This is a genomic window from Microbacterium testaceum, from assembly GCF_006539145.1.
GTDB lineage: Bacteria > Actinomycetota > Actinomycetes > Actinomycetales > Microbacteriaceae > Microbacterium > Microbacterium testaceum.
In genome coordinates, this window is record NZ_BJML01000001.1 from 723360 (window position 1) to 743613 (window position 20254).

Here is a 20254-nt window from a genome sequence, read left to right on the forward strand (position 1 = left end):
GGAATGAGCGGAACCTCATCCATCGCTCGCACATAGCCTCCGCAGGGCTGCGGTGAGGCAAGCGCTGCCTACGATGCGCCGGTGACCGCTGCTTCTCCTCACCTTCCCGCACCGACGCTCCCGCTGGCGTCGACCTTGCGCCGCCCCCGCCGGTGGACCGTCGGTCTCCTGGCCATCGGGCTCGTCTCGCTCGTCCTCACGGGGTGGCAGATATGGGCGGGGGCGCCGAGCGAGTACTACGCATCGATCGCTCTGTCGATGAGCCGATCCTGGTCGAACTTCTTCTTCGGAGCCGTCGACCCCGCCGGGACCGTGACGCTCGACAAGATCCCCGGGTCGTTCTGGATCCCCGCGCTGTTCGTGCGGGCCTTCGGGTATTCGGCGTGGGCGGTGATCCTGCCGAACGCCCTCGCGGCGGTGGCCGCGGCCCTCGTCACCGCCGTCACCGCACGACGCGTCGCGGGAGAACGTGCCGGGCTGATCGCCGGAGCGGTGGTCGCCGTGACGCCGATCCTGGTGGCGGTCGCGCGCTCGAACCAGCCCGAGACGTTCTTCGTGCTTGGTCTGTCGCTGACGGCCTGGGCGGCGGTGCGAGCCGTCCAGGCGCGGAGCCTCGGGTGGCTCACCGCCGCGGGAGCCCTCATCGGCCTGTCGTTCCAGTTCTACGAACTCGAGGCCTGGGCGGTCTGGCCGGCACTGGCCGCCGCGTACCTTTTCACCCGGCAGTCCTGGGGCCGACGGATCGGCCACCTCGCGCTCGCGGGGCTGGTGAGCCTCGCGGCCTCGCTGTGGTGGGTCGCGATCGTCTCGCTCATCCCCGCCGGAAGCCGGCCGTACATCGGCAGCACGATCGCGAACAACCCGTGGGAGATGGTGTTCGGCTACAACGGGCTGGGCCGTTTCTCGGCGACCGCCGACAGCGGAGCCTACGAGTCGTTCACTCCGCCGTTCTCGGGGGAGCCCGGGGTGCTGCGCCTGTTCAACGCCCAGCTCGCGGGCCAGGTGGCGTGGCTCATCCCGGCCGCCGTCGTCGGCCTCATCGTGCTGTGGGTGCTGCGCTTCTCGCGTCCGCTCACGGTGCTGCTGACCGTGTGGCTCGTGACGTTCGCCGCGATGTTCTCGGCCGTCGCGGGAATGCACCAGTTCTACACGGCCTCACTCGCGGTACCGCTCGCTCTCGCGGTCGGCGCCGCGCTCGCCGCGGCACATCGCGCGGGGAAGGTCTGGCCGCAGATGGCGATCGTCGGCGCCGCGGGGGCGACGGCTCTGGGCATCGGCTTCTCCACCGGCGGGTACAGCGTGCCCGTCTCGATCGCCCAGGCGCTTGCGGCGGTCATCGCGATCGTGCTGCTGTCGACGCGTCATCGCGGGCGCCCGGTGGCGACCGTCGCACTGATGGTGGGTCTGCTGCTGACCCCGGCCGTCTGGTCGGCGGTCACCGTCGCGCACCCCAACTCGATCAACCCCGTCGCGGGAGGGGTCTCGGAGAGCTCGGGTTTCGGCGGCCGGGGTTTCGGTGGAGGCGAGTTCGCCGGGGGGATGCCGACTGGCGGGCGCGGTAGTCAAGGAGTGGGTGCCGCGCCCGGTGGCGCAGGAACGCCAGGGCAGGTCTTCGGGCAGGGATCCGGCCGGGGAGGAGCGCCCGGCGGCTCGACCTCGGGGCACACGCGCGGGGGATCGGGTGGGGCACCGACCGGTGGGGCGGGCTTCGGTGCGGGCGGCGGCGAGGACAATGCCGCACTCCTGTCGTGGTTGCAGGCCCGCAGCGCGGGGTCGACGTACCTGGCCGCGACCTTCGGGGCGCAGTCCGCAGCGCAGTTGATCATCGCTTCGAACGGCGGGTCGTTCCTCCCGATCGGTGGATTCAACGGCACGGACGACGTGCCGACCCTGCAGGCGTTCACCGCGATGGTCGATTCCGGTCAGGTGCGGTACGTCATCGGCGGCGATCAGCGCGGCGGCGGCACGTCCATGGCGGCCGCGGCCACGACCACCGCGTCGTCGCAGATCCGCACCTGGGTGACCCAGCACTGCGCGACCGACGCGTCCGCCCCCGCGACCGTCTACGACTGCGGCTGATTCGGCATTCCCGCGTGGAGCGAGCCCCGAGCACGTCGAGTGTCCGAAACACCCGGACGACTTCGAAAACGCCCCGGGTGTCTTGGACACTCACCACGCGGCGCGGGATCCGCCGCGATGCACGGCGCGAGATGTCGGCGGGCGGCGTGACAGGCACAGTGCCCGTAGCGTGAGTCAGCGCCCCAGGAAGTCCATGCCGGCCTCGCGGAACGCCCGCGCGCCGGGAGCGTTGACGTGGTGGCGGCCGGGGATGTCGGCGAACTCGCCCCGGGGCAGAAGCCCCGCCAAGTGCTTCGACTGGTCGTGGATGGGGTCTTCCGTTCCCGTAGCGATGAGCACGGGCTGCTGCGGGGGCGACGAGGGATCGGGGTCGGTCTCGCCCAGGCGCATCCCCTCGGCGATCGCGACGAGCGCACGCAGGTCGTTCCCCGGGACGCGTTCAGCGAGCGAGACGTAGCGCAGGGTCGTGGCATCCTGAACCGGTTCTCCGTGGTCGAGGAAAGCGCGAGCCTGGTCGACCCGCAACCGGGCGAGTGGACGACCGTCCGGGATGCCGCCGAGCACGGCGCGCTCGACATGTTCGGGCGCGTCGACGGCGAGCTGCCAGCCGACCCGCCCGCCCAGGGAGTATCCGAGATAGCGCACCTGATCGAGCAGGTACGTGTCGAGCACGGCGACGAGGTCGGAGACCAGCGTGGGCATCGTGTACGACGCGGCGTCGTACGGCTTGTCGCTCGCGCCGTGGCCGCGCTGGTCGACCGCGATGACGCGGTATCCGGCGCGCAGCAGGTCGCGCACCCATCCGGTGTTCACCCAGTTGTCGCGGGTGCTGGACCCGAAGCCGTGGACGCAGAGCACGGGGTCGGCCTCGACGTCGCCCCACGAGTAGGTGGCGAGACGCACGTTGTCGCCGACGATGACGAACTGCGCGGGAGGGACCTCGGTCAGGGCGGGAACGGCATCCATTCCTCCGATCCTGGCAGAGCGGGCCGGCCCGTACGCGGTAGTGGTCATAGTGGTCTCATGGGATATACGCGCGCCGAGCTCGAGTCGTATCGGGATGCCACGCGGCCCGACCTCGTGGAGTCGGGCGTGCGGCTGCTCTTCGTCGGCATCAATCCGGGACTGTGGACAGCGGCGACCGGCACCCCGTTCGCGCGTCCGGGCAATCGCTTCTGGCCGGCGCTGGTGAGGGCGGGGATCCTTCCGCGTCTGCCCGCGTACTCGAAGCCTCTCGGCGACGAGGACCGCCGCATGATCTTCGACGCCGGGGTGGGCGTGTCCAACCTCGTCGCGCGGGCGACCGCGCGGGCCGACGAGCTGTCGCGGGAGGAGCTGCGCGCGGGTGCGGCGTCGCTCGTCGAGCGGGTCGCCGGGTGGCGTCCTCAGGCTGTCGCGGTCGTCGGGCTGACCGCCTACCGTCAGGGGTTCCAGCGGCCCCGCGCGACCGCGGGGCGACAGGAGGAGTCGATCGCGGACGTCCCCACCTGGGTGCTGCCCAACCCCAGCGGGCTGAACGCCCACGACACCGTCGACTCTCTCGCTCGCGCGTACGCCGACCCGGCGCGGGCCGCGGGGGTCATCCGCTGACGCGGGTCTCACGCCGCGGCGGAAGGTGTCACGATGGCAGGATGCCGCCCACCCGACGCCGCGTGATCGCCCTGTTCGCCCTGGCCGCGGTCGTCGCCGCGGGGCTCGTCGTCCACCTCGTGCTGCCCTCGAGCGCCGCGACCGACATCGCGGGGGACGCGCTCTACACGGTCGCGATCTATGCCGGGGTCGTGGTGGTTCTCCCGCGGCTGCGGCCGTTCTTCGTCGGCCTGACCGCCGGAGGGTGGAGCGTCGCCGTCGAGCTGTTCCAGGCCACGGGGATTCCTGTCGAACTGGCGGAAGGGTTCCGGCCCATCGCGCTGGTGCTCGGGACGGGGTTCGACGCGCGCGATCTCGTCGTCTACCTCTGCGCGGCGGTGGTCGCCGTCGGAGCGGATGTCGTCGTCGGGCGTTCGCTGGAGCGCGGCACGGGAGCATCGAGGCTCCTCCCCAGGGGATGACGTCCTCCGTCGGTCGTTCCTCGCCGGTATCGTGACCAGCTCGCGAGAGAAGAGGAGCGGCGATGAGAGTGCGGTTCGAGGGAGACGTCTTCCGCTGGGCAGCACGCAGCGACAGCGACTGGTACTTCGTCGCGCTGCCACCCGAGCCGAGCGCGGAGATCCGCGAGACGCAGACGTACCGCCGCGGCTTCGGCGGGGTGCGGGTCGACGCCACGATCGGCCGCACGACCTTCCGCACCTCGATCTTCCCGCAGGCCGGGGGCGTCTACGTCCTCCCTCTCAAACGCGCGGTGCGCGACGCCGAGGCGATCGACCCCGGGTCGGTCGTGCGGGTCGATCTCTTCGTGCTCGACGCCTGAGCGGTGCCGGTGTTGGTCGCGCTCGCCACCGCCGTGTTCGCCGTGGCCAGCGTCGGACTGGTCGTGGTCGACGTGCGCACCCACCGCTTGCCCGATGCCGTCGTGCTGTCGGCGCTCGTCGTGGTCGCGGGGCTCCTGACAGCCGAAGCCCTTCGCGTGGGCGACACACCGCGCGCGGTCGGCGTCGTCGGGGGTGCGGGAGCGACATTCGCCGTCGCCCTCGCGCTGCACCTCGGCCGCCCCGGGGCGTTCGGAGGCGGAGACGTCAAGCTCGCCGCCCTCGTCGGCGCGCCGCTCGGATGGTACGGGCCCGAGGCCGTGGCATCCGGTCTGCTCATCGCTCTTCTTCTCGGCGGGGTCGCCGCAGCGGGCGTGCTGCTCGCCGGCGGTCGGCGCGTGCAGATCGCCTACGGCCCCTGGCTGTTGCTGGGCGCGTGGCTGCGCCTGCTGAGCGGCCCCGGAGAGCCGACACCGTCGAGCTGACCTGTCGCTCCCGACCCCGGCGGTCAAGCCCGAGGGGCTCGCCCCCTCGCGCCGATACCCTGACCACATGGCTGACCTCATCCGTCGTGTCACGGCGTGGGCGCTGCGGCTCCGTCTTGTGCGCGCGTTCCTCGTCTATTCGGGGGCGCGCGGCCCCATGCTGGCCGACAGTGTGACCTATCGCACCCTGTTCAGCCTGTTCGCTGCGGTGCTCATCGGGTTCTCGTTCGCGGCGATCTGGCTCTCGGGCAACCCGGAGGGTCTTCAAGCTCTCGAACGTTCGGTGAATAGCGTCGTTCCAGGCCTCGTCGGGCAAGACGGACTGCTACAGGTCAGCGATATCAAAGCCCCGCCGGAGTTCACCGTCGCGGGGGTCATCGGAACCATCGGTCTGCTCGGCGCCGCGATCGGTGCCGTGGGCTCGTTGCGCTCGGCGCTGCGGCAGATCGCCGGCGTCGCCACCGACGACACGCTCCCCATCCTCGTCATCGTGCGCAACCTCGCGGTCGCGATCGGCATCGGCGTCGCTCTCGTCGGCGCGGCCGTCGTGACCTTCCTCGCCACCGCGGGGCTCACGTTCGTGCGGGAGCTGCTGGGCATCTCCGCCGACTCCTGGATCTCCGCGGTATTGACCTGGCTGGTCTCGACGGTCGTCGTCCTGGTTCTCGACACGGCCGCCGTGGCCGTGGCCTTCGCCGCCCTCTCGGGCGTCAAGACGCGCCGACCCACGCTCCTACGGGGTGCCCTTCTCGGCGGTGTGGGACTGGTCGTCCTGCAGCAGTTGTCGGGGCTGTTCGTCGGCGGGGCGGGGAACAACCCGCTGCTCGCGACGTTCGCCTCGCTCATCGCTCTGCTGCTGTGGCTGAACCTCTCCAGCCAGGTGATCCTCATCGCGGGCGCGTACATCACCGTCGCCACCGAAGAGGACCACGACCGCGTCCGCGCGAAGTACGGCGCGTCGACCATGATCCAGTTCCGCGTCCGCCGGGCCGAGAAGGCGGTGCGGGCTGCGACCGGCGAGCTCGACGCCGCCCGCGCCGCAGAGGCGAAGGAGCGTGAGAACCTCGCGAAGAACGACCCTGCCGCGGCCGCTCGCGAGGACCGCGCCGAGGCTCGCGCGGGGTCCCCCGATGAGTGAGTCCGCGAGCGGGCTGCTGGCCTCGGGGGAGCGCGTCGCCGCGTACAGCGCCGACGCCGTCCGTGCCGCTGAGAAGCCTCTGCTGGAGGAGGGCCTGCCGCTCATGCGCTGGGCCGCCACGGCCCTGGCCGACATCGTCGCGCAGCAGCTCGCCGCGCGCCCCGGAAGAGTTCTCGTCCTCGTGGGCGCGGGCGACAACGGAGGAGACGCCCTGTACGCCGCGGCCGACCTCTGTGGCGTCGCCGAGCGAGTCGATGTCGTGCTCGTGCGCGATCGCGTGCACCGAGCGGCGCTCGATGCCGCGGTGGCCGCGGGAGCGCGCGTGCGTTCGGCATCGGAGGTCCGCGGTGAGCTGGCCGAGTACGTGCTCGTGCTCGACGGCATCCTCGGCATCGGTCGTCTGGCGGACCGGCGCCTGCGCGGGGGAGCGCGAGCCCTCGTGGAGTGTGTCCTCGGCCTCGAGAAGCAGCCGCTCGTCGTCGCGGTCGACCTGCCCAGCGGTCTCGATCCCGACGATGGGACAGCGGATGCCGCCGTGCTCGCCGCCGACGTCACGGTCACGTTCGGTGCCCTCAAGTCGGGCCTGGTCCGTGGACGGGGTCCGGAGCTATCGGGACGCGTGCATCTGGTCGACCTGGGGCTTGGTCCGTACCTTCAACTCGCGCATCCCGCCGTCACCGCCTCGGTCGAGGTCGTGCGGGTCACTGCGCCGCAACGCCGGTGACGACGACGCCTCAGCGGGCGTAGCGCTCGACGAACGTCCGCAGCATGCGCGAGGGAGAGGTCACGGGCGCTCGGCGAACGGCGGCCAGCGTCAGGCCGAGTTCGTCCGCCGCGAAGTAGCCGTAAGAGGCGTAGGCATGGATGCGCGTGACGATGCCGTCGAGGTCGAGCTCGGGGTGGAACTGGGTCGCGTAGACGTTCTGCTTGACCCGGAACATCTGGACGGGGCACGTCGGCGACGACGCGAGAAGGGTCGCCGCGGGCGGAAGAGAGCGGATCGCCTCTTTGTGTCCGACGAATGCGGGGAAGGTCGCGGGGAGGCCTTCGGCGAGCGGATCGGCGCGGCCGGCCGGGGTCAGCGACACATCGACCACGCTGATCGGCTCGGCAAACGTGCCGTCGATGGGCGCGGCGAGGTGCGTCCCCAGGGTGCCGACCCCGTAACAGGCGCCCAGGAAGGGGAGGTCTCGGGCGACGACCTCGTCGACGAGGGCGGCCATCTCGGCTTCGACGCGCTGCTGAACGGCGGATTTCCGCTCGATCGGATCGGAGGCGTTGAAGGGGCTTCCACCGACCAGGATTCCCGACACCTCGTCGAGGTCGAACTCGGGCATCGGATCACGCTCGAGCCGCACGCGGAGCAGTCGCTCGGGCGGCAGACCCGTGAACCGCAGGAAGAGGGCGTACTCCTCGTCGGCCGGCTGGTTCTCGGCGCGCGTCGCCAGCAGCACGAAAGGGCGGTCGCCGGGTAGGTCGGTCGAGGTCACTCCAGCGATTGTAGGTCAGCGCTGTCAAGGCGCCGGGCGGTGTCGGTGCCGCGGTCTACGCTGGCGTCATGGCTATTGCACGACTGACCGGAGGCCCGCTCGACGGGCAGGTGCTCCCTCTCGAGAACGAGTCCGACGACACGCTGATCATGCCCTACAGCGAGGGCCAGCTGGTGTACCGACGCGACGGCGGCCTCGCGAACGAGGGCGAGTCCGATGGACCCACCGAGGCCGTCTTCGTCTACGCGGAAGAGACCGAAGACATCAACCCCGACGCCGACGGACGCGACGATTGAGCGGAGCCCCGAGCGGGTCGTCGAACGTCGAGATCGAGTCGAAGTACGACGTCGACGATGAGACGCCCCTTCCCGACTGGGCGGCCCTTCCGGGCGTGACGCGGGTCGGCAGCCCCGAGCCACGCGATCTGGACGCACGCTACCTCGACACCGCCGACGCCGACCTGGCGCGGGCGGGGATCGCGGTCCGCCGACGCACGGGTGGCCCCGACGCCGGATGGCACGTGAAGGGTCCCGTCGAAGGCGCCGGGCGCAGCGAGACGCAGTGGCCGCTCGAGGACGCCACCGATTCCGACACCGATCCGGTGGTGCCCGAAGCGATTCAGCATGCCGTCGCCGCGGTCGCGACGCCGCCGTTCACGCCCCTCGCCCGCGTGCGAAATCACCGCACGGCCTACGCCCTGCTCGACGCCGACGGGAACGAGGTCGCCGAGTTCGTCGACGATCGCGTCCGCGCGCGCGACGAGCGACGCGGTGTGGAGTCCGCGTGGCGGGAATGGGAGGTCGAGCTCGGTCCTGCAGCTCCCACCGACGACGAGGGCCGCGAGGCGTTCTTCGCGGCGGTCGATGCGGCGGTGTTCGCTGCGGGCGGCCGCCCCGCGGCATCCGGATCCAAGCTCGCGCGCGCTCTGGGACACTGACCCCTTCGCGCCACGCGTACCCGGGGCGTCTGCCCGACGACACGGTTGTCCCGCGCAACCGAGACGTCGAGCAGGCGCCCTCTCGCGTTCATGCCCGCGGAGACGACGAAGGCCCGCCCGGTCGAACCGGGCGGGCCTTTGTACGTCACGCGATCAGAGGTTGATCATGTGTCCCGTCAGGCCGTGGAAGGCCTCCTGCAGACCCTCCGACAGCGTCGGGTGGGTGTGCACGTTGCGGGCCGCCTCGAGGGCCGTGAGGTCCCACTTCTGGGCGAGGGTGAGTTCGGGCAGCAGCTCCGACACGTCGGGGCCGATGAGGTGGCCGCCGATGAGCTCGAGCGTCTCGGCGTCGGCGACGAGCTTGACGAAGCCGACGGGCTCGCCCAGGCCGTTGGCCTTGCCGTTGGCCGAGAAGGGGAACTTCGCGACCTTGATGTCGTGACCGGCGTCGCGAGCCTGCTGCTCGGTGAGGCCGAACGAGGCGACCTGCGGGTTGCAGAAGGTCGCGCGCGGCATGTTGCGGTAGTCGCCGAGGGTCTGCGTCTCGGCGCCGGCGATGGTCTCGGCGGCCACGACGCCCTGCGCCTCGGCCACGTGGGCCAGCTGCAGCTTCGCGGTGACGTCGCCGATCGAGTAGATGTGCGGGACGTTGGTGCGCATGTGGTCGTCGATCTCGATGGCGCCGCGCTCGGTGAGCTTCACGCCGGTGTTCTCGAGACCGAAGCCGTCGACCTTGGGAGCGAAGCCGATCGACATGAGCACGCGGTCGGCGTCGATCGAGCCGGTCGAGCCGTCTTTCGCGGTGTAAGCGACGGTGACCTTGTCGCCGTGGTCGGTCACAGAGTCGACCTTGGTCGACGTGAGGATGTCGACGCCGTAGCCCTTGTACTGCTTCTGGATCTCTTTCGAGACCTCGGCGTCTTCGTTCGGGAGGGCACGGTCGAGGAACTCGATGATCGTGACCTTCACGCCGTAGTTCGTCATGACGTAGGCGAACTCCATACCGATGGCGCCGGCGCCGACGATGACGATCGACTCGGGGAGCTCGCGGGTGAGGATCTGCTCCTCGTAGGTCACGACGTTCTCCGACAGGCTGACGCCGGGGAGCAGGCGGACGGTGGAGCCGGTGGCGATGATCACGTTGTCGAAGGTGACCTGCTCCTTCGAGCCGTCGGTCAGCGCCACGTCGAGCGTGTGGTCGTCGGCGAAGAAGCCGCGGCCCTCGTACTCGGTGACTTTGTTCTTCTTCATCAGGTAGTGGATGCCCTTGACGTGGCCGGCGGCGACGCTGCGCGAGCGGTCGAACGCCTTGCCGAAGTCGAAGGTGACATCACCCGAGATGCCGAACAGGTCGGCCTTCGCGTGGAACGTGTGCGCGAGGTCGGCGTTGCGCAGGAGGGCTTTGGAGGGGATGCAGCCCACGTTGAGGCACACACCGCCCCAGTACTTCTCTTCGACGATCGCGACCGACAGTCCGAGCTGTGCGCCGCGGACGGCGGCGACGTACCCGCCGGGACCCGCACCAAGAATGACCAGATCGTAATGAGGCATGGTTCCAGCCTATCGCCCGGTGCCGCCGCCGCCGGCGGTCTTGCGACCCGCGCGCGAGGCGAAGACGTAGACGAGGACGCCGGCCACGACCACCAGGAGGACGGCGAGCAGGATCCACGGCAGGGGGGACGTTTCCGAGGTGTTCTCAGACGGCGCCGCGGTGTCCTCCGTCGGGGCCGAAGCTGAGGCGCTCTCGGCGGGCGTGGGGCTCGCCGAGGCCGTGGGGGTCGCGGTCGCGGTGGTGGTGGGGGCGGCCGCAGGGACGGTGAAGGCGAAGTCGCCGTCGATGGGGTGCCCGTCGCTCGAGACGACGCGCCACTTCACGGTGACGGTCCCGGATGCCGGCCCCGCCAGGGCCTGCGTCACCTCGGCGCCCGAGACGGTCGGGGCGCCGTTCGCGAGCGAGACTCCGGAGGAGTCGGTGACCTCGATGACGGTCGCCCCGGCGTCGGTGAGGATGTCGGCGCTGTACGAGAAGGTGATCTGCGCGGGCAGCGATTCGAGCGTCGCGCCGGCGGCGGGGTCCGTCGAGACGAGTTCGTCGTGGGCGGCGGCGGGCAGTGCCGGCACGAGGAGGGCCGCTGCCGCCAGCAGGCCGGCGGCCAGGATGGCGGGAAGGGTGCGTCTGCGAGGCGTCTCGATGGAAGTCACGCATCGAGCCTAGCCAGGGTGAACGCGGCCGGGCCGAGGCGTGCACGGGACCCCGGCGGCCGTCAGGGCGGTCCGGGGTGAAGACGGCGCGCCGACAGCAGGTGATGCGGACTCGACAGGGGCACGTTCGGGTCGATAGGTTCGAGTGTCTCGTCGACCGCCTCCGCATCCCCCAAACCGCGGTGTCCCGGTTTCGGCGAATACAGACACATCACGCCTCACCATGGCCTGCTCGAAGTCGGTCGACCCCGCCGCTGGCGACCGATCGGTTATGGTGAATATGAAGGAGAAGCCGTGGACGAGACCAGCCGATTCGAGCGAGACGAGATCCGGCGCGCGGCCGATGCCGCCGCAGCCGGTGGTTCGCACGACACGACCCAGACCCACGACGCCGACCTGTCGTTCGTGCCCTTCGGGGCCGACCTCACCGAGGCGGAGCTCGAGGCGATCGAGGCTCTCCCCTCGGGGGCTGCCCTGCTCATCGTGCGCTCCGGCCCGACGACCGGCGCTCGTTATCTCCTCGACACCGACGTGACCACCGTCGGGCGTCACCCCGAGGCCGACCTCTTCTTCGACGACGTCACCGTCTCGCGTCGGCACGCCGAGATCCTTCGCTCCGGCAGTTCGTTCGAGATCGTCGACCAGCGCTCGCTCAACGGCAGCTATGTCAACGGCGAGCGCGTCGACCGCTCGGCTCTCGTCAACGGCGCCGAGGTGCGCATCGGCAAGTTCCGTCTCAACTTCTTCGGCTCGCCGGTCGACCTGCCCGCGGCAGAGCACTGATGGCGGCAGCCCCCTCCCGTAGTCGACAGGCGGCTGCGGGGCTGCTCAGCATCGGGCAGGTGCTCGCGCGGCTGACCCCCGACTTCCCGGCACTCACTTCGAGCAAGCTGCGCTTTCTCGAGGTGCAGGGGATCGTGTCGCCGACGCGCACGGAGTCGGGCTATCGCAAATTCTCGCCCGCCGACCTCGAGCGCCTGCGTCTCGCGCTCACCCTGCAGCGCGACCACTACCTTCCGCTCGTCGTCATCCGCGACTACCTCGCCGATCTCGATGCGGGGCGCAACCCGGCACCGCCCACCTCGATTCCGTCCATGACGAGCGCTCCGCGCCGCTATCGCCGCGAAGAGCTCTTGTCCGCCGCGGGTGCACGCCCGCAGCTCCTGAACGACGCCGTCAGCACGGGCGTGATCGCCGGTGCCGACACCTATTCCGAGCAGACCGTCACGCTGCTGCGGGCACTCGTGGCCCTCGATCGCCACGGCATCGAGCCGCGCCACATCCGCTCGCTCCGCCAGAGTGCGGAGCGCGACGTCTCGCTGGTGGAGTCGGCGCTGTCGGCCCTGCTGCGGCGCCCCGACGCGCCGTCCCGGGCCCGTGCGAGCGAGCTCGCACCCGAGCTCGCGGCTCGTCTCGACGAAGTGCGGACCATGTTCGTGCGCGACGCTCTCGAGCGCATCCTGTCCTGATCGCGACACGCCGCGGCCCTCGGAGCGGATGTCATTGCCGGGGGACCTCCGCTGATCTAGCGTGGAGGAAACGAACCGATGAGGAGGACGCGAGCATGAACGCTGGCGACGCGCTCGGTGAACCTCGGTTCGCCGCTGATCTCCTCTTCACCGACGGTCTGCCCGAGATGGACGACGACACCGGTTACCGCGGAGCCGTCGCTGCACGTGCCGCCGGTATCACCTACCGCCAGCTCGACTACTGGGCCCGCACCGAACTCGTCGTCCCGACGGTGCGCGGGGCGAGCGGTTCGGGTTCGCAGCGCCTCTACGGGTTCCGCGACATCCTCGTGCTCAAGCTCGTCAAGCGCCTTCTCGACACCGGCATCTCGCTGCAGCAGATCCGCACGGCGGTCGAGCAGCTCCGCGCCGCGGGTATCCGCGACCTCGCCGGCACCACGCTCATGAGCGATGGAGCGTCGGTCTATCTGTGCACCTCGAACGACGAGGTCATCGACCTCGTCAGCCGCGGCCAGGGCGTCTTCGGGATCGCCGTCGGCAAGGTCCTTCGCGAGGTCGAGTCGACGTTGGTCGACTTCGAGAGCGCGACCCCCGACGCCGTCGACGAGCTCGCCGCCCGTCGCGCCGCGCGCACCGCCTGACAGCGGCCCCGACTCCACGGTTCCCGGATGCCATGGCATCCGGGATTCTCATCGTGGGCAAGGTCGTTCCGTGTGGACGAGGTCTGGAGCGGCGGAGAACGCCTTCTCCCGCGATGACGCGTTTCCGAAACGGCAGACGCCGTCCGGCTGCGGGGCAGCGGGACGGCGTCTGACAGGACTTCTGCTCAGGCCTGGGGCGCTTCGTTGTCGACGGGGATGCGGCCGGTGCGGACGATCCGGTCGAGCAGCGCGTCGAAGTCTGCGGCGAGCTCCTGCGCCGAGTCGCCGGGCCAGACGTGCAGCGGCTTGGCCGCTCCCTGCGCCTGCTGGAGCGAGGTGCGCTCGGGCAGCTGCGGGTTGAGCACGAGAGGGCCGAACATATCGCGCAGTTCCTTGATGCGGAACTGGTGCTCGATCGACTGGGGGCGCACGCGGTTGACCACGACACCGAGGGGTTGAAGACGCGGCGAGAGGCCGCGACGGATCTCCTCGATCGCGCGGAGGGCGCGATCGGCGGCGGCCACGGAGAACAGACCCGGCTCGGTGACCACCACGACGCGATCGCTCGCCGCCCACGCGGTGCGCGTGAGGGCGTTGAGCGAGGGGGCGCAGTCGATCAGCACGAGGTCGTAGTCGGCCTCGATCGTCGCCAGGGCCTCTTCGAGCTTCCAGACATCGCGGACGCTGGGGTGCGGACCGTCGAAGTTGATCGCCGAGGGGCTGCCGATGAGCACGTCGATCGTGCCCGGATGTACCTTCGCCCACCCGCTGGAGGTGATCGCCTGTCGGACGACCTTCTCTTTCGGGTTGGCCAGGACATCGGCGATGTTGAGCCGACCGGCGACCTGGATGTCCATCCCGGTCGACACGTCGGACTGAGGGTCGAGGTCGACGACGAGAGTGCGGACGCCACGTGCGAAGGCCGCGGAAGCCAGCCCGAGTGTCACGGTCGTCTTGCCGACCCCGCCTTTGAGAGAGCTGACGGAGAGTACGTGCACGAGAGTCCACGTTACCGTCCCCTAGGCTGTGAGCACATTCAGCTCCGCCAGCTTGACGTGAGGTGCGCATGTTCTCGAAAATCCTGGTCGCCAATCGCGGAGAGATCGCGATCCGCGCCTTCCGCGCTGCATACGAGATCGGAGCCCGCACCGTCGCGGTGTACCCGTACGAGGATCGTGCTTCCCTCCACCGCCTGAAGGCCGACGAGGCCTATCAGATCGGGGAGCGAGGCCACCCGGTCCGCGCCTATCTCGATGTCGACGAGATCATCCGCGTCGCGCGCGAGTGCGGTGCGGATGCCATCTACCCGGGTTACGGCTTCCTCTCCGAGAACCCGGAGCTCGCCGAGAAGGCGGCCGCCCACGGCATCACCTTCATCGGACCTCCCGCCGAGGTGCTCGCGATGGCCGGCAACAAGGTGACCGCGAAGGAACACGCGATCTCCGCCGGAGTGCCGGTGCTGCGCTCGACCCCGGCGTCGGACGATATCGACGACCTGCTCGCTCAGGCCGACGACATCGGGTTCCCCGTCTTCGCGAAGGCCGTCGCCGGCGGGGGCGGGCGCGGCATGCGGCGGGTGGAGTCGAAGGGTGAACTCGCCCCCGCGCTGGCCGAGGCCATGCGTGAGGCCCAGAGCGCCTTCGGCGACCCGCGCATGTTCCTCGAACAGGCCGTCCAGCGTCCGCGCCACGTCGAGGTGCAGATCCTCGCGGATGCCGCGGGCGAGACGGTGCACCTGTTCGAGCGCGACTGTTCGGTGCAGCGGCGGCACCAGAAGGTCATCGAGATCGCGCCCGCGCCGAACCTCGACCCCTCGGTCCGCGACGATCTGCACCGCTATGCCATCGCGTTCGCCCGCTCGATCGGCTACCAGAACGCCGGAACCGTCGAATTCCTGCTCGAGACCGCGGGCCCGCGCACCGGCGAGGTCGTCTTCATCGAGATGAACCCGCGCATCCAGGTCGAGCACACGGTCACCGAAGAGGTCACCGACGTCGATCTCGTGCAGTCGCAGATGCGGATCGCCGCGGGCGCCACGCTCGCCGACCTGCACCTGCAGCAGGACGACATCCGCCTGCGTGGTGCGGCGCTGCAGTGCCGCATCACGACCGAAGATCCCACGCAGGGGTTCCGCCCCGACACCGGAAAGATCACGACGTACCGTTCGCCCGGTGGGGCCGGCATCCGTCTCGACGGAGGCACGACCGCCGCGGGTTCGCAGGTGAGCCCGCACTTCGACTCGATGCTGTCGAAGCTCACGTGCCGAGGCCGCGACTTCGAGGCGGCGGTGTCCCGCGCGCGTCGGGCCCTCGCCGAGTTCCGCATCCGCGGTGTCTCGACGAACATCCCGTTCCTTCAGGCCGTTCTCGACGACCCCGCCTTCGTCGCGGGCGATCTCAGCACGTCGTTCATCGACGAGCGTCCCGGTCTGCTGAAGGGCCGCGAATCGAAGGACCGCGGCACCAAGATCCTCTCGTGGCTCGTCGACACGACCGTCAACCGCCCCCACGGGGAGAACCCGCTCTCGATCGACCCGAGCGCGAAACTGCCCGCACTCGATCTGGTCGCCCCGGCTCCGGCGGGCTCGCGCCAGCGGCTTCATGAACTCGGCCCGATCGGCTTCGCGAAGGCCCTGCGCGAGCAGACCGCCCTCGCCGTCACAGAGACGACGTTCCGCGACGCGCACCAGTCGCTGCTCGCCACGCGGGTGCGCACGCGCGATCTCGTACGGGTCGCCCCCTACGTCGCACGTCTGACACCCGGACTCCTGTCCGTCGAGGCGTGGGGCGGAGCGACCTACGACGTCGCGCTCCGCTTCCTCGGCGAAGACCCGTGGGAGCGCCTCGATGCGCTGCGCGAGGCCCTGCCGAACGTGGCGATCCAGATGCTCCTCCGTGGCCGCAACACCGTCGGCTACACCCCGTACCCCACGGAGGTCACCGATGCCTTCGTGGCCGAGGCCGTGGCATCCGGAGTCGACATCTTCCGCATCTTCGATGCGCTCAACGACGTCTCGCAGATGCGGCCGGCGATCGACGCGGTGCTGCGCACCGGCACCGCCGTCGCCGAAGTGGCCTTCTGCTACACCGGCGACCTGCTGGATCCCGCCGAAGACCTGTACACGCTCGACTACTACCTGCGCCTGGCGGAGCAGATCGTCGACGCGGGCGCGCACGTGCTCGCGATCAAGGACATGGCGGGACTTCTGCGTCCCGCGGCCGCGGCGACGCTCGTCTCGGCCCTGCGCGAGCGCTTCGACCTGCCGGTCCACGTGCACACGCACGACACCGCGGGCGGGCAGCTCGCGACCCTGCTGGCCGCGTCGGCGGCGGGAGCGGATGCCGTCGATGCGGCGTCGGCGCCCATGGCGGGAACGACGAGCCAGCCGTCGCTGTCGGCGCTCGTCGCCGCCCTCGCGCACACCGATCGCGACACGGGTCTCGACCTCGCGGCCGTGAGCGACCTCGAACCGTACTGGGAGGCCGTGCGTCACCTGTACCGCCCGTTCGAGTCGGGGCTGGCGGGCCCCACCGGGCGCGTCTACCGGCACGAGATCCCCGGCGGGCAGCTGTCGAATCTGCGCCAGCAGGCGATCGCCCTGGGGCTCGCCGACGACTTCGAACTCATCGAGGATATGTACGCCGCGGCGAACCGCATCCTCGGGCGCGTGCCGAAGGTCACGCCTTCGTCGAAGGTCGTGGGCGACCTCGCCCTGCACCTCGCTGCGGTTAAGGCCGACCCCGACGACTTCGAGCAGCACCCCGACACGTACGACGTGCCCGACTCCGTCGTGTCGTTCATGGCGGGCGAGCTCGGTGACCTGCCCGGCGGGTGGCCCGAGCCCTTCCGCTCGAAAGTCCTCGCCGGTCGGGATGCGAAGGTGGGCACGATCCCGCTGACCGACGACGATCAGGCCGCCCTCGCGGGGGAGTCCGCCGACCGGCGCGCCCGCCTGAACCGGCTGCTGTTCCCCGGGCCGACACGCATCTTCGAGCAGGCCCGCGAGACGTACGGCGATCTCAGCGTGCTCGACACGGCCGATTATCTCTACGGACTGCGTTCCGGAGGCGAGCACACCGTCGAGATCGAGCGGGGCGTGCAGCTCTTCGTCGGGCTGGAGGCCGTCGGTGAGGCCGACGACAAGGGCATGCGGACCGTGATGACGACGCTGAACGGTCAGCTGCGCCCGGTCTTCGTGCGCGATCGTTCGATTGACGTCGAGGCGCGCCAGGCCGAGAAAGCCGACACCTCGAAGCCCGGGCAGATGGCAGCGCCGTTCTCGGGGGTCGTGACGATGAAGGTGTCGGCAGGCGATCGCGTCTCACTCGGTCAGGCGGTGGCGTCGATCGAGGCCATGAAGATGGAAGCGGCCATCACCGCGACCGTCGACGGCGTGGTCGAACGCGTCGCGATCGGTACCACACAACAGGTGGAAGCAGGAGATCTTTTGCTGGTAATCCGTCAAGCGCAGTAGCCTGGGAGGGGGCGCTTTCGCGCCCTCTTCCCGTTTGGAGACTGCAGTGACCCCCGACCGCACCGACGCGAACCCCGACGAGAACGCCGAGCACGGCGTGCTCGAGGACGGCGGGAACCTCGATACAGCCAGCATCACGATCCTCGGCGGACACATCGCGCAGGTCAATGTCGACCTTCCCGTGACCGGCGACGATGACGACCTCGACGACGACGTGATCGAAGATGAGATCCCCCTCGACGAGGCCGATCTCGCCGCCCTCGACGCCCCGCGCCTCCCCTCTGCCGCGCCCGCCGACGATCACGCCGACGTCGTTCACCACCCGCACCTCGAGCAGATTCCGACGGGTGACATCATCATCGAGCCGCATCACACCGACACCGACGAGGAGTCGTTCGCCGACGACGACGTGCACGACGCGGAGATCGTCGACGAGACGCCCCGTGGCGGCTCCGAGCACGAGATCCCGGATGCCGATCACCCGGCCGCCGAGGAGAGCGTCGGCGACGAGGTTCCTCTTCGCGCGACCGCCGAGACCTCGGACGACCTGCCGGGAGCGGACGGACTCGCGGAGGGGGCGGACGAGTCCCGCGTGGCGGCCGAAGCCGAGAACCTTCCCGCCGACGACCCGGCGGGAGCGGACGACCCCTCCGACAACGACGTGCCCGCGCAGAGCGATCCGGTGGAGACCGAGCGGCGGACCGATGATCGCGCGGGTGCCGAGATCGTCGACGACGTCGAACTGCTCGAGGCGGACGCGGCCGAACCGGTGGACGCGTTCGACGACGTCCCCCTCGGAGCGCACGACCTCGAGCACGATCACGCGTCGGTCGATCCGGAAGAGCCCGGCACGCACGACGAGCCCGCGACGTACGGCGAGGCCGCAGACATCGCGGAACCGCTGACGCGCGCGCCCTGGATTCCCGCGGCCTCCGACGAGGCGGAGGCCGGCAGCTCCGGCATCGGCGAGGCGCACGAGCTCGAGCCGGGGGATGCCACTCCCGAAGACGCGGAGCCCTCCCACCCCGAGCCGGAAGATGTCGCCGACGACGGCGCCGATGACGCAGAGGTCGAGGAGACCGAGATCGTGGCACAGACGCCCGCAGACGCCACGCAGCCGGTCGACGCGCCGCGCCCGGAAGCCGCGGCCGAGCCGCAGACCGCCGCTTCGACGGCCGCCGCCGAGATCGATGCCGATGCCGCCGTCGCACGGGCCGGTCTCGAGGCCGCCCCGGCCTCCGCCCCGGCACCGACCACGCGCGCCGAGCGCGCCGCGACGGGCGTCATCGGAACGATCCCGCTCACGCGCCGCGGCGCCCAGCAGGCCGACGACGCCGCCCGCGTCGATCGCTCGCATTCGCTGGAACGCGTGCGCACGCCGGCCCCCGAGGTCACGCTCGCCTCGAAGCGCATCGGGCAGATCGACGACGCGCGCGAGAGCTCCGATCTGCTCACCGCCGACCGTCTGCTCGACCCGCGGCAGATCACGCGTCCGGAGCCCGAGGGCCTGTGGCAGCAGCTGGTCTACTCGGTCTCGCGCCACCGCATCAACCTGGGTGACGGTCGTCGCGCCCGCCAGCGCAAGGATCTCGACCGTCGGATCGCCGCACCGCTCGCCGGCGGCGCTCGGTTCGTGCCGGTGCTCTCGCGCAAGGGCGGCGTGGGCAAGACCACCGTCACTTCGCTGTTGGGCATGGCCCTGGCAGACGCCCGCGACGACCGCATCATCGCGGTCGACGCCAACCCCGACCGCGGTACGCTCGCCGACCGCGTGGGTCGCGCGAACGGCCGCACGGTTCGCGACCTCGTGCGTTCCCACGACGAGATGGTCGGCTACAACGACGTCTCGTCGATCGTGGCACGCGATGCCACGCGTCTCGACGTGCTGGCATCCGACTCCGATCCGCGGGTGTCGGAGGCCTTCAGCGACGAGGACTACCGCCAGGTCGCCGACGTCGCCGCGCACTACTACTCGATCGTCCTGACCGATACAGGCACGGGGATCGTGCACTCGGTCATGGGTGCCACGCTCGAGCTGGCCGACACACTGGTCATCGTCGCGGGTCTCTCGGTCGATGAGGCGCGCCTGGCGTCGGAGACACTGACCTGGCTCGAGACCAACGGGTACGCATCGCGCGTCCGCGACGCTGTGGTGGTGCTCAACACCTCTCGCCCCGGCACGCCGCTGGTGCGCGAGAACGAGCTCGAGGCGCACTTCCGCTCGCGTGTGCGCACGGTCATCCGCATGCCGTACGACGCCCGCATCGCCGCGGGCAGCGCCATCACTTTCCGCGAACTCCAGCCCTCGACCCGACAGGCCGCGCGCGATCTCGCCGCCGCCGTCGTCGAAGGCCTGCGCACCCCGGCGGCCGCCGCATGACCGTCCGCCCGATCCGCCTGTTCGGCGACCCCGTCCTGCGCGCGACGAGCGCGCCCATCGAACAGGTCGACGACGGCATCCGTGCTCTCGTCCAGGACCTCGTCGATACCGTCGAGCTCCCCGGGCGCGCGGGCGTCGCGGCCCCGCAGATCGGTGTGGGGCTGCGCGCCTTCAGTTACAACATCGACGGTGATATCGGCTACGTACTGAACCCCGTGCTCGTCGAGACGCGCGGAGAACCGCAGCCGGTGGGCGAGGGCTGCCTCTCGGTACCGGGTCTGTGGCATGACGCGCTCCGCTACCCGTGGGCGAAGGTCGTCGGGATGGACCTCCACGGCAACGAGGTCGTCCTCGAGGGCGAGGGGCTGCTCGCCCAGGCCCTGCAGCACGAGACCGACCACCTCGACGGCATGCTCTACCTGTCGCGCCTGTCACCCGAGACCCGCCGCGAGGCCATGCGCCAGGTGCGCGAGAGCGACTGGTTCTGACCTGATCTCTGCAGAAGGGCCCGGATGCCGGCATCCGGGCCCTGTGTCTGCCCCCGCTCGTCA

The 20254-nt window shown here is 70.5% G+C and carries 20 protein-coding genes; 15 read left to right on the top strand and 5 right to left on the bottom strand.

From position 1 onward, the window contains the following. The first annotated feature begins 81 nt into the window (after positions 1-81). Positions 82-2079, top strand: coding sequence for an ArnT family glycosyltransferase (locus MTE01_RS17415; RefSeq protein ID WP_141375712.1), 1998 nt, complete (start codon positions 82-84; stop codon positions 2077-2079). 174 nt (positions 2080-2253) lie between these two features. Here the strand turns inward: MTE01_RS17415 and MTE01_RS03495 are convergent, their stop codons facing one another. Beyond that, complete coding sequence (locus MTE01_RS03495) at positions 2254-3045, bottom strand: alpha/beta fold hydrolase (protein WP_141375714.1); 792 nt, start codon at positions 3043-3045, stop codon at positions 2254-2256. Positions 3046-3102: 57 nt separating this feature from the next. Here MTE01_RS03495 and MTE01_RS03500 point away from each other — a divergent pair, with 57 nt between their 5' ends. The 6 genes from MTE01_RS03500 to MTE01_RS03525 all read left to right on the top strand — a co-directional run bounded on the left by MTE01_RS03500 (position 3103) and on the right by MTE01_RS03525 (position 6834). Further along, positions 3103-3669, top strand: a complete 567-nt coding sequence (locus tag MTE01_RS03500) for a mismatch-specific DNA-glycosylase (protein ID WP_103210617.1) — start codon at positions 3103-3105, stop codon at positions 3667-3669. A 41-nt stretch (positions 3670-3710) separates the two neighbouring features. Continuing rightward, on the top strand, positions 3711-4130 hold the full coding sequence (locus MTE01_RS03505) for a ribosomal maturation YjgA family protein (RefSeq protein ID WP_103210619.1): 420 nt from the start codon (positions 3711-3713) through the stop codon (positions 4128-4130). 62 nt (positions 4131-4192) lie between these two features. Beyond that, positions 4193-4489: a DUF1905 domain-containing protein gene (locus tag MTE01_RS03510; protein ID WP_103210621.1), complete on the top strand. Its 297-nt coding sequence runs from the start codon at positions 4193-4195 to the stop codon at positions 4487-4489. 3 nt (positions 4490-4492) lie between these two features. Beyond that, complete coding sequence (locus MTE01_RS03515; protein ID WP_141375716.1) at positions 4493-4972, top strand: prepilin peptidase; 480 nt, start codon at positions 4493-4495, stop codon at positions 4970-4972. A gap of 67 nt (positions 4973-5039) precedes the next feature. Next, complete coding sequence (locus MTE01_RS03520) at positions 5040-6110, top strand: YihY/virulence factor BrkB family protein (protein WP_141375718.1); 1071 nt, start codon at positions 5040-5042, stop codon at positions 6108-6110. After that, positions 6103-6834, top strand: a complete 732-nt coding sequence (locus MTE01_RS03525) for an NAD(P)H-hydrate epimerase (protein ID WP_141375720.1) — start codon at positions 6103-6105, stop codon at positions 6832-6834. The genes MTE01_RS03520 and MTE01_RS03525 overlap by 8 nt, the downstream gene beginning before the upstream one ends. A 10-nt stretch (positions 6835-6844) precedes the next feature. On the opposite strand, the gene MTE01_RS03530 is transcribed toward MTE01_RS03525, so the two are convergent. Then, entirely contained in the window at positions 6845-7600 is a 756-nt protein-coding gene (locus tag MTE01_RS03530) for a glutamine amidotransferase (protein ID WP_103210627.1), read from the bottom strand. A 68-nt stretch (positions 7601-7668) separates the two neighbouring features. On the opposite strand from MTE01_RS03530, the gene MTE01_RS03535 reads away from it, so the two are divergent. Both MTE01_RS03535 and MTE01_RS03540 read left to right on the top strand, forming a co-directional pair. Further along, entirely contained in the window at positions 7669-7896 is a 228-nt protein-coding gene (locus MTE01_RS03535; RefSeq protein WP_103210629.1) for a response regulator, read from the top strand. Continuing rightward, a complete protein-coding gene (locus MTE01_RS03540) occupies positions 7893-8537 on the top strand; it encodes a CYTH domain-containing protein (protein WP_103210630.1) in 645 nt (214 codons plus the stop codon). The genes MTE01_RS03535 and MTE01_RS03540 overlap by 4 nt, the downstream gene beginning before the upstream one ends. 153 nt (positions 8538-8690) lie before the next feature. Here the strand turns inward: MTE01_RS03540 and lpdA are convergent, their stop codons facing one another. Next, positions 8691-10088 carry a dihydrolipoyl dehydrogenase gene (lpdA, locus tag MTE01_RS03545; RefSeq protein WP_103210632.1) on the bottom strand — a complete coding sequence of 466 codons (1398 nt, stop codon included), beginning with the start codon at positions 10086-10088 and terminating at the stop codon, positions 8691-8693. Between the two features lie 9 nt (positions 10089-10097). Next, positions 10098-10739, bottom strand: a complete 642-nt coding sequence (locus MTE01_RS03550) for a copper resistance CopC family protein (protein WP_141375722.1) — start codon at positions 10737-10739, stop codon at positions 10098-10100. A gap of 294 nt (positions 10740-11033) precedes the next feature. Between MTE01_RS03550 and MTE01_RS03555 the strand changes: the two genes are divergently transcribed. From MTE01_RS03555 to MTE01_RS03565, 3 genes are all read left to right on the top strand, one after another. After that, on the top strand, positions 11034-11522 hold the full coding sequence (locus tag MTE01_RS03555) for an FHA domain-containing protein (RefSeq protein WP_174799632.1): 489 nt from the start codon (positions 11034-11036) through the stop codon (positions 11520-11522). After that, positions 11522-12208: a transcriptional regulator FtsR gene (ftsR, locus tag MTE01_RS03560; protein ID WP_103210636.1), complete on the top strand. Its 687-nt coding sequence runs from the start codon at positions 11522-11524 to the stop codon at positions 12206-12208. The genes MTE01_RS03555 and ftsR overlap by 1 nt, the downstream gene beginning before the upstream one ends. Before the next feature lie 95 nt (positions 12209-12303). Continuing rightward, positions 12304-12849 (top strand): MerR family transcriptional regulator, encoded by a 546-nt coding sequence (locus tag MTE01_RS03565; RefSeq protein ID WP_103210638.1) that lies wholly within the window; start codon positions 12304-12306, stop codon positions 12847-12849. A 185-nt stretch (positions 12850-13034) separates the two neighbouring features. Here MTE01_RS03565 and MTE01_RS03570 read toward each other — a convergent pair whose 3' ends face one another. Then, a complete protein-coding gene (locus MTE01_RS03570) occupies positions 13035-13847 on the bottom strand; it encodes a ParA family protein (protein ID WP_103210640.1) in 813 nt (270 codons plus the stop codon). Between the two features lie 68 nt (positions 13848-13915). Here MTE01_RS03570 and MTE01_RS03575 point away from each other — a divergent pair, with 68 nt between their 5' ends. From MTE01_RS03575 to def, 3 genes are read left to right on the top strand one after another with little or no spacing between them, the layout of a single operon-like run. Continuing rightward, on the top strand, positions 13916-17323 hold the full coding sequence (locus MTE01_RS03575; RefSeq protein WP_141375724.1) for a pyruvate carboxylase: 3408 nt from the start codon (positions 13916-13918) through the stop codon (positions 17321-17323). Positions 17324-17369: 46 nt separating this feature from the next. Next, a complete protein-coding gene (locus MTE01_RS17285) occupies positions 17370-19703 on the top strand; it encodes a MinD/ParA family ATP-binding protein (protein WP_246077955.1) in 2334 nt (777 codons plus the stop codon). Further along, positions 19700-20191, top strand: a complete 492-nt coding sequence (gene def, locus MTE01_RS03585; RefSeq protein ID WP_141375727.1) for a peptide deformylase — start codon at positions 19700-19702, stop codon at positions 20189-20191. The genes MTE01_RS17285 and def overlap by 4 nt, the downstream gene beginning before the upstream one ends. Positions 20192-20254 lie beyond the last annotated feature (63 nt).

Excerpts from the sequence above, each read along its gene's own strand:
- MTE01_RS03500 (WP_103210617.1), top strand. The coding sequence starts at position 3,103 with ATGGGATATACGCGCGCCGAGCTCGAGTCGTATCGGGATGCCACGCGG.
- ftsR (WP_103210636.1), top strand. The coding sequence starts at position 11,522 with ATGGCGGCAGCCCCCTCCCGTAGTCGACAGGCGGCTGCGGGGCTGCTC.
- MTE01_RS03520 (WP_141375718.1), top strand. The coding sequence starts at position 5,040 with ATGGCTGACCTCATCCGTCGTGTCACGGCGTGGGCGCTGCGGCTCCGT.
- MTE01_RS03510 (WP_103210621.1), top strand. The coding sequence starts at position 4,193 with ATGAGAGTGCGGTTCGAGGGAGACGTCTTCCGCTGGGCAGCACGCAGC.
- MTE01_RS03575 (WP_141375724.1), top strand. The coding sequence starts at position 13,916 with ATGTTCTCGAAAATCCTGGTCGCCAATCGCGGAGAGATCGCGATCCGC.
- MTE01_RS03525 (WP_141375720.1), top strand. The coding sequence starts at position 6,103 with ATGAGTGAGTCCGCGAGCGGGCTGCTGGCCTCGGGGGAGCGCGTCGCC.
- def (WP_141375727.1), top strand. The coding sequence starts at position 19,700 with ATGACCGTCCGCCCGATCCGCCTGTTCGGCGACCCCGTCCTGCGCGCG.
- MTE01_RS03535 (WP_103210629.1), top strand. The coding sequence starts at position 7,669 with ATGGCTATTGCACGACTGACCGGAGGCCCGCTCGACGGGCAGGTGCTC.
- MTE01_RS03565 (WP_103210638.1), top strand. The coding sequence starts at position 12,304 with ATGAACGCTGGCGACGCGCTCGGTGAACCTCGGTTCGCCGCTGATCTC.
- lpdA (WP_103210632.1), bottom strand. The coding sequence starts at position 10,088 with ATGCCTCATTACGATCTGGTCATTCTTGGTGCGGGTCCCGGCGGGTAC.
- MTE01_RS03495 (WP_141375714.1), bottom strand. The coding sequence starts at position 3,045 with ATGGATGCCGTTCCCGCCCTGACCGAGGTCCCTCCCGCGCAGTTCGTC.
- MTE01_RS03505 (WP_103210619.1), top strand. The coding sequence starts at position 3,711 with ATGCCGCCCACCCGACGCCGCGTGATCGCCCTGTTCGCCCTGGCCGCG.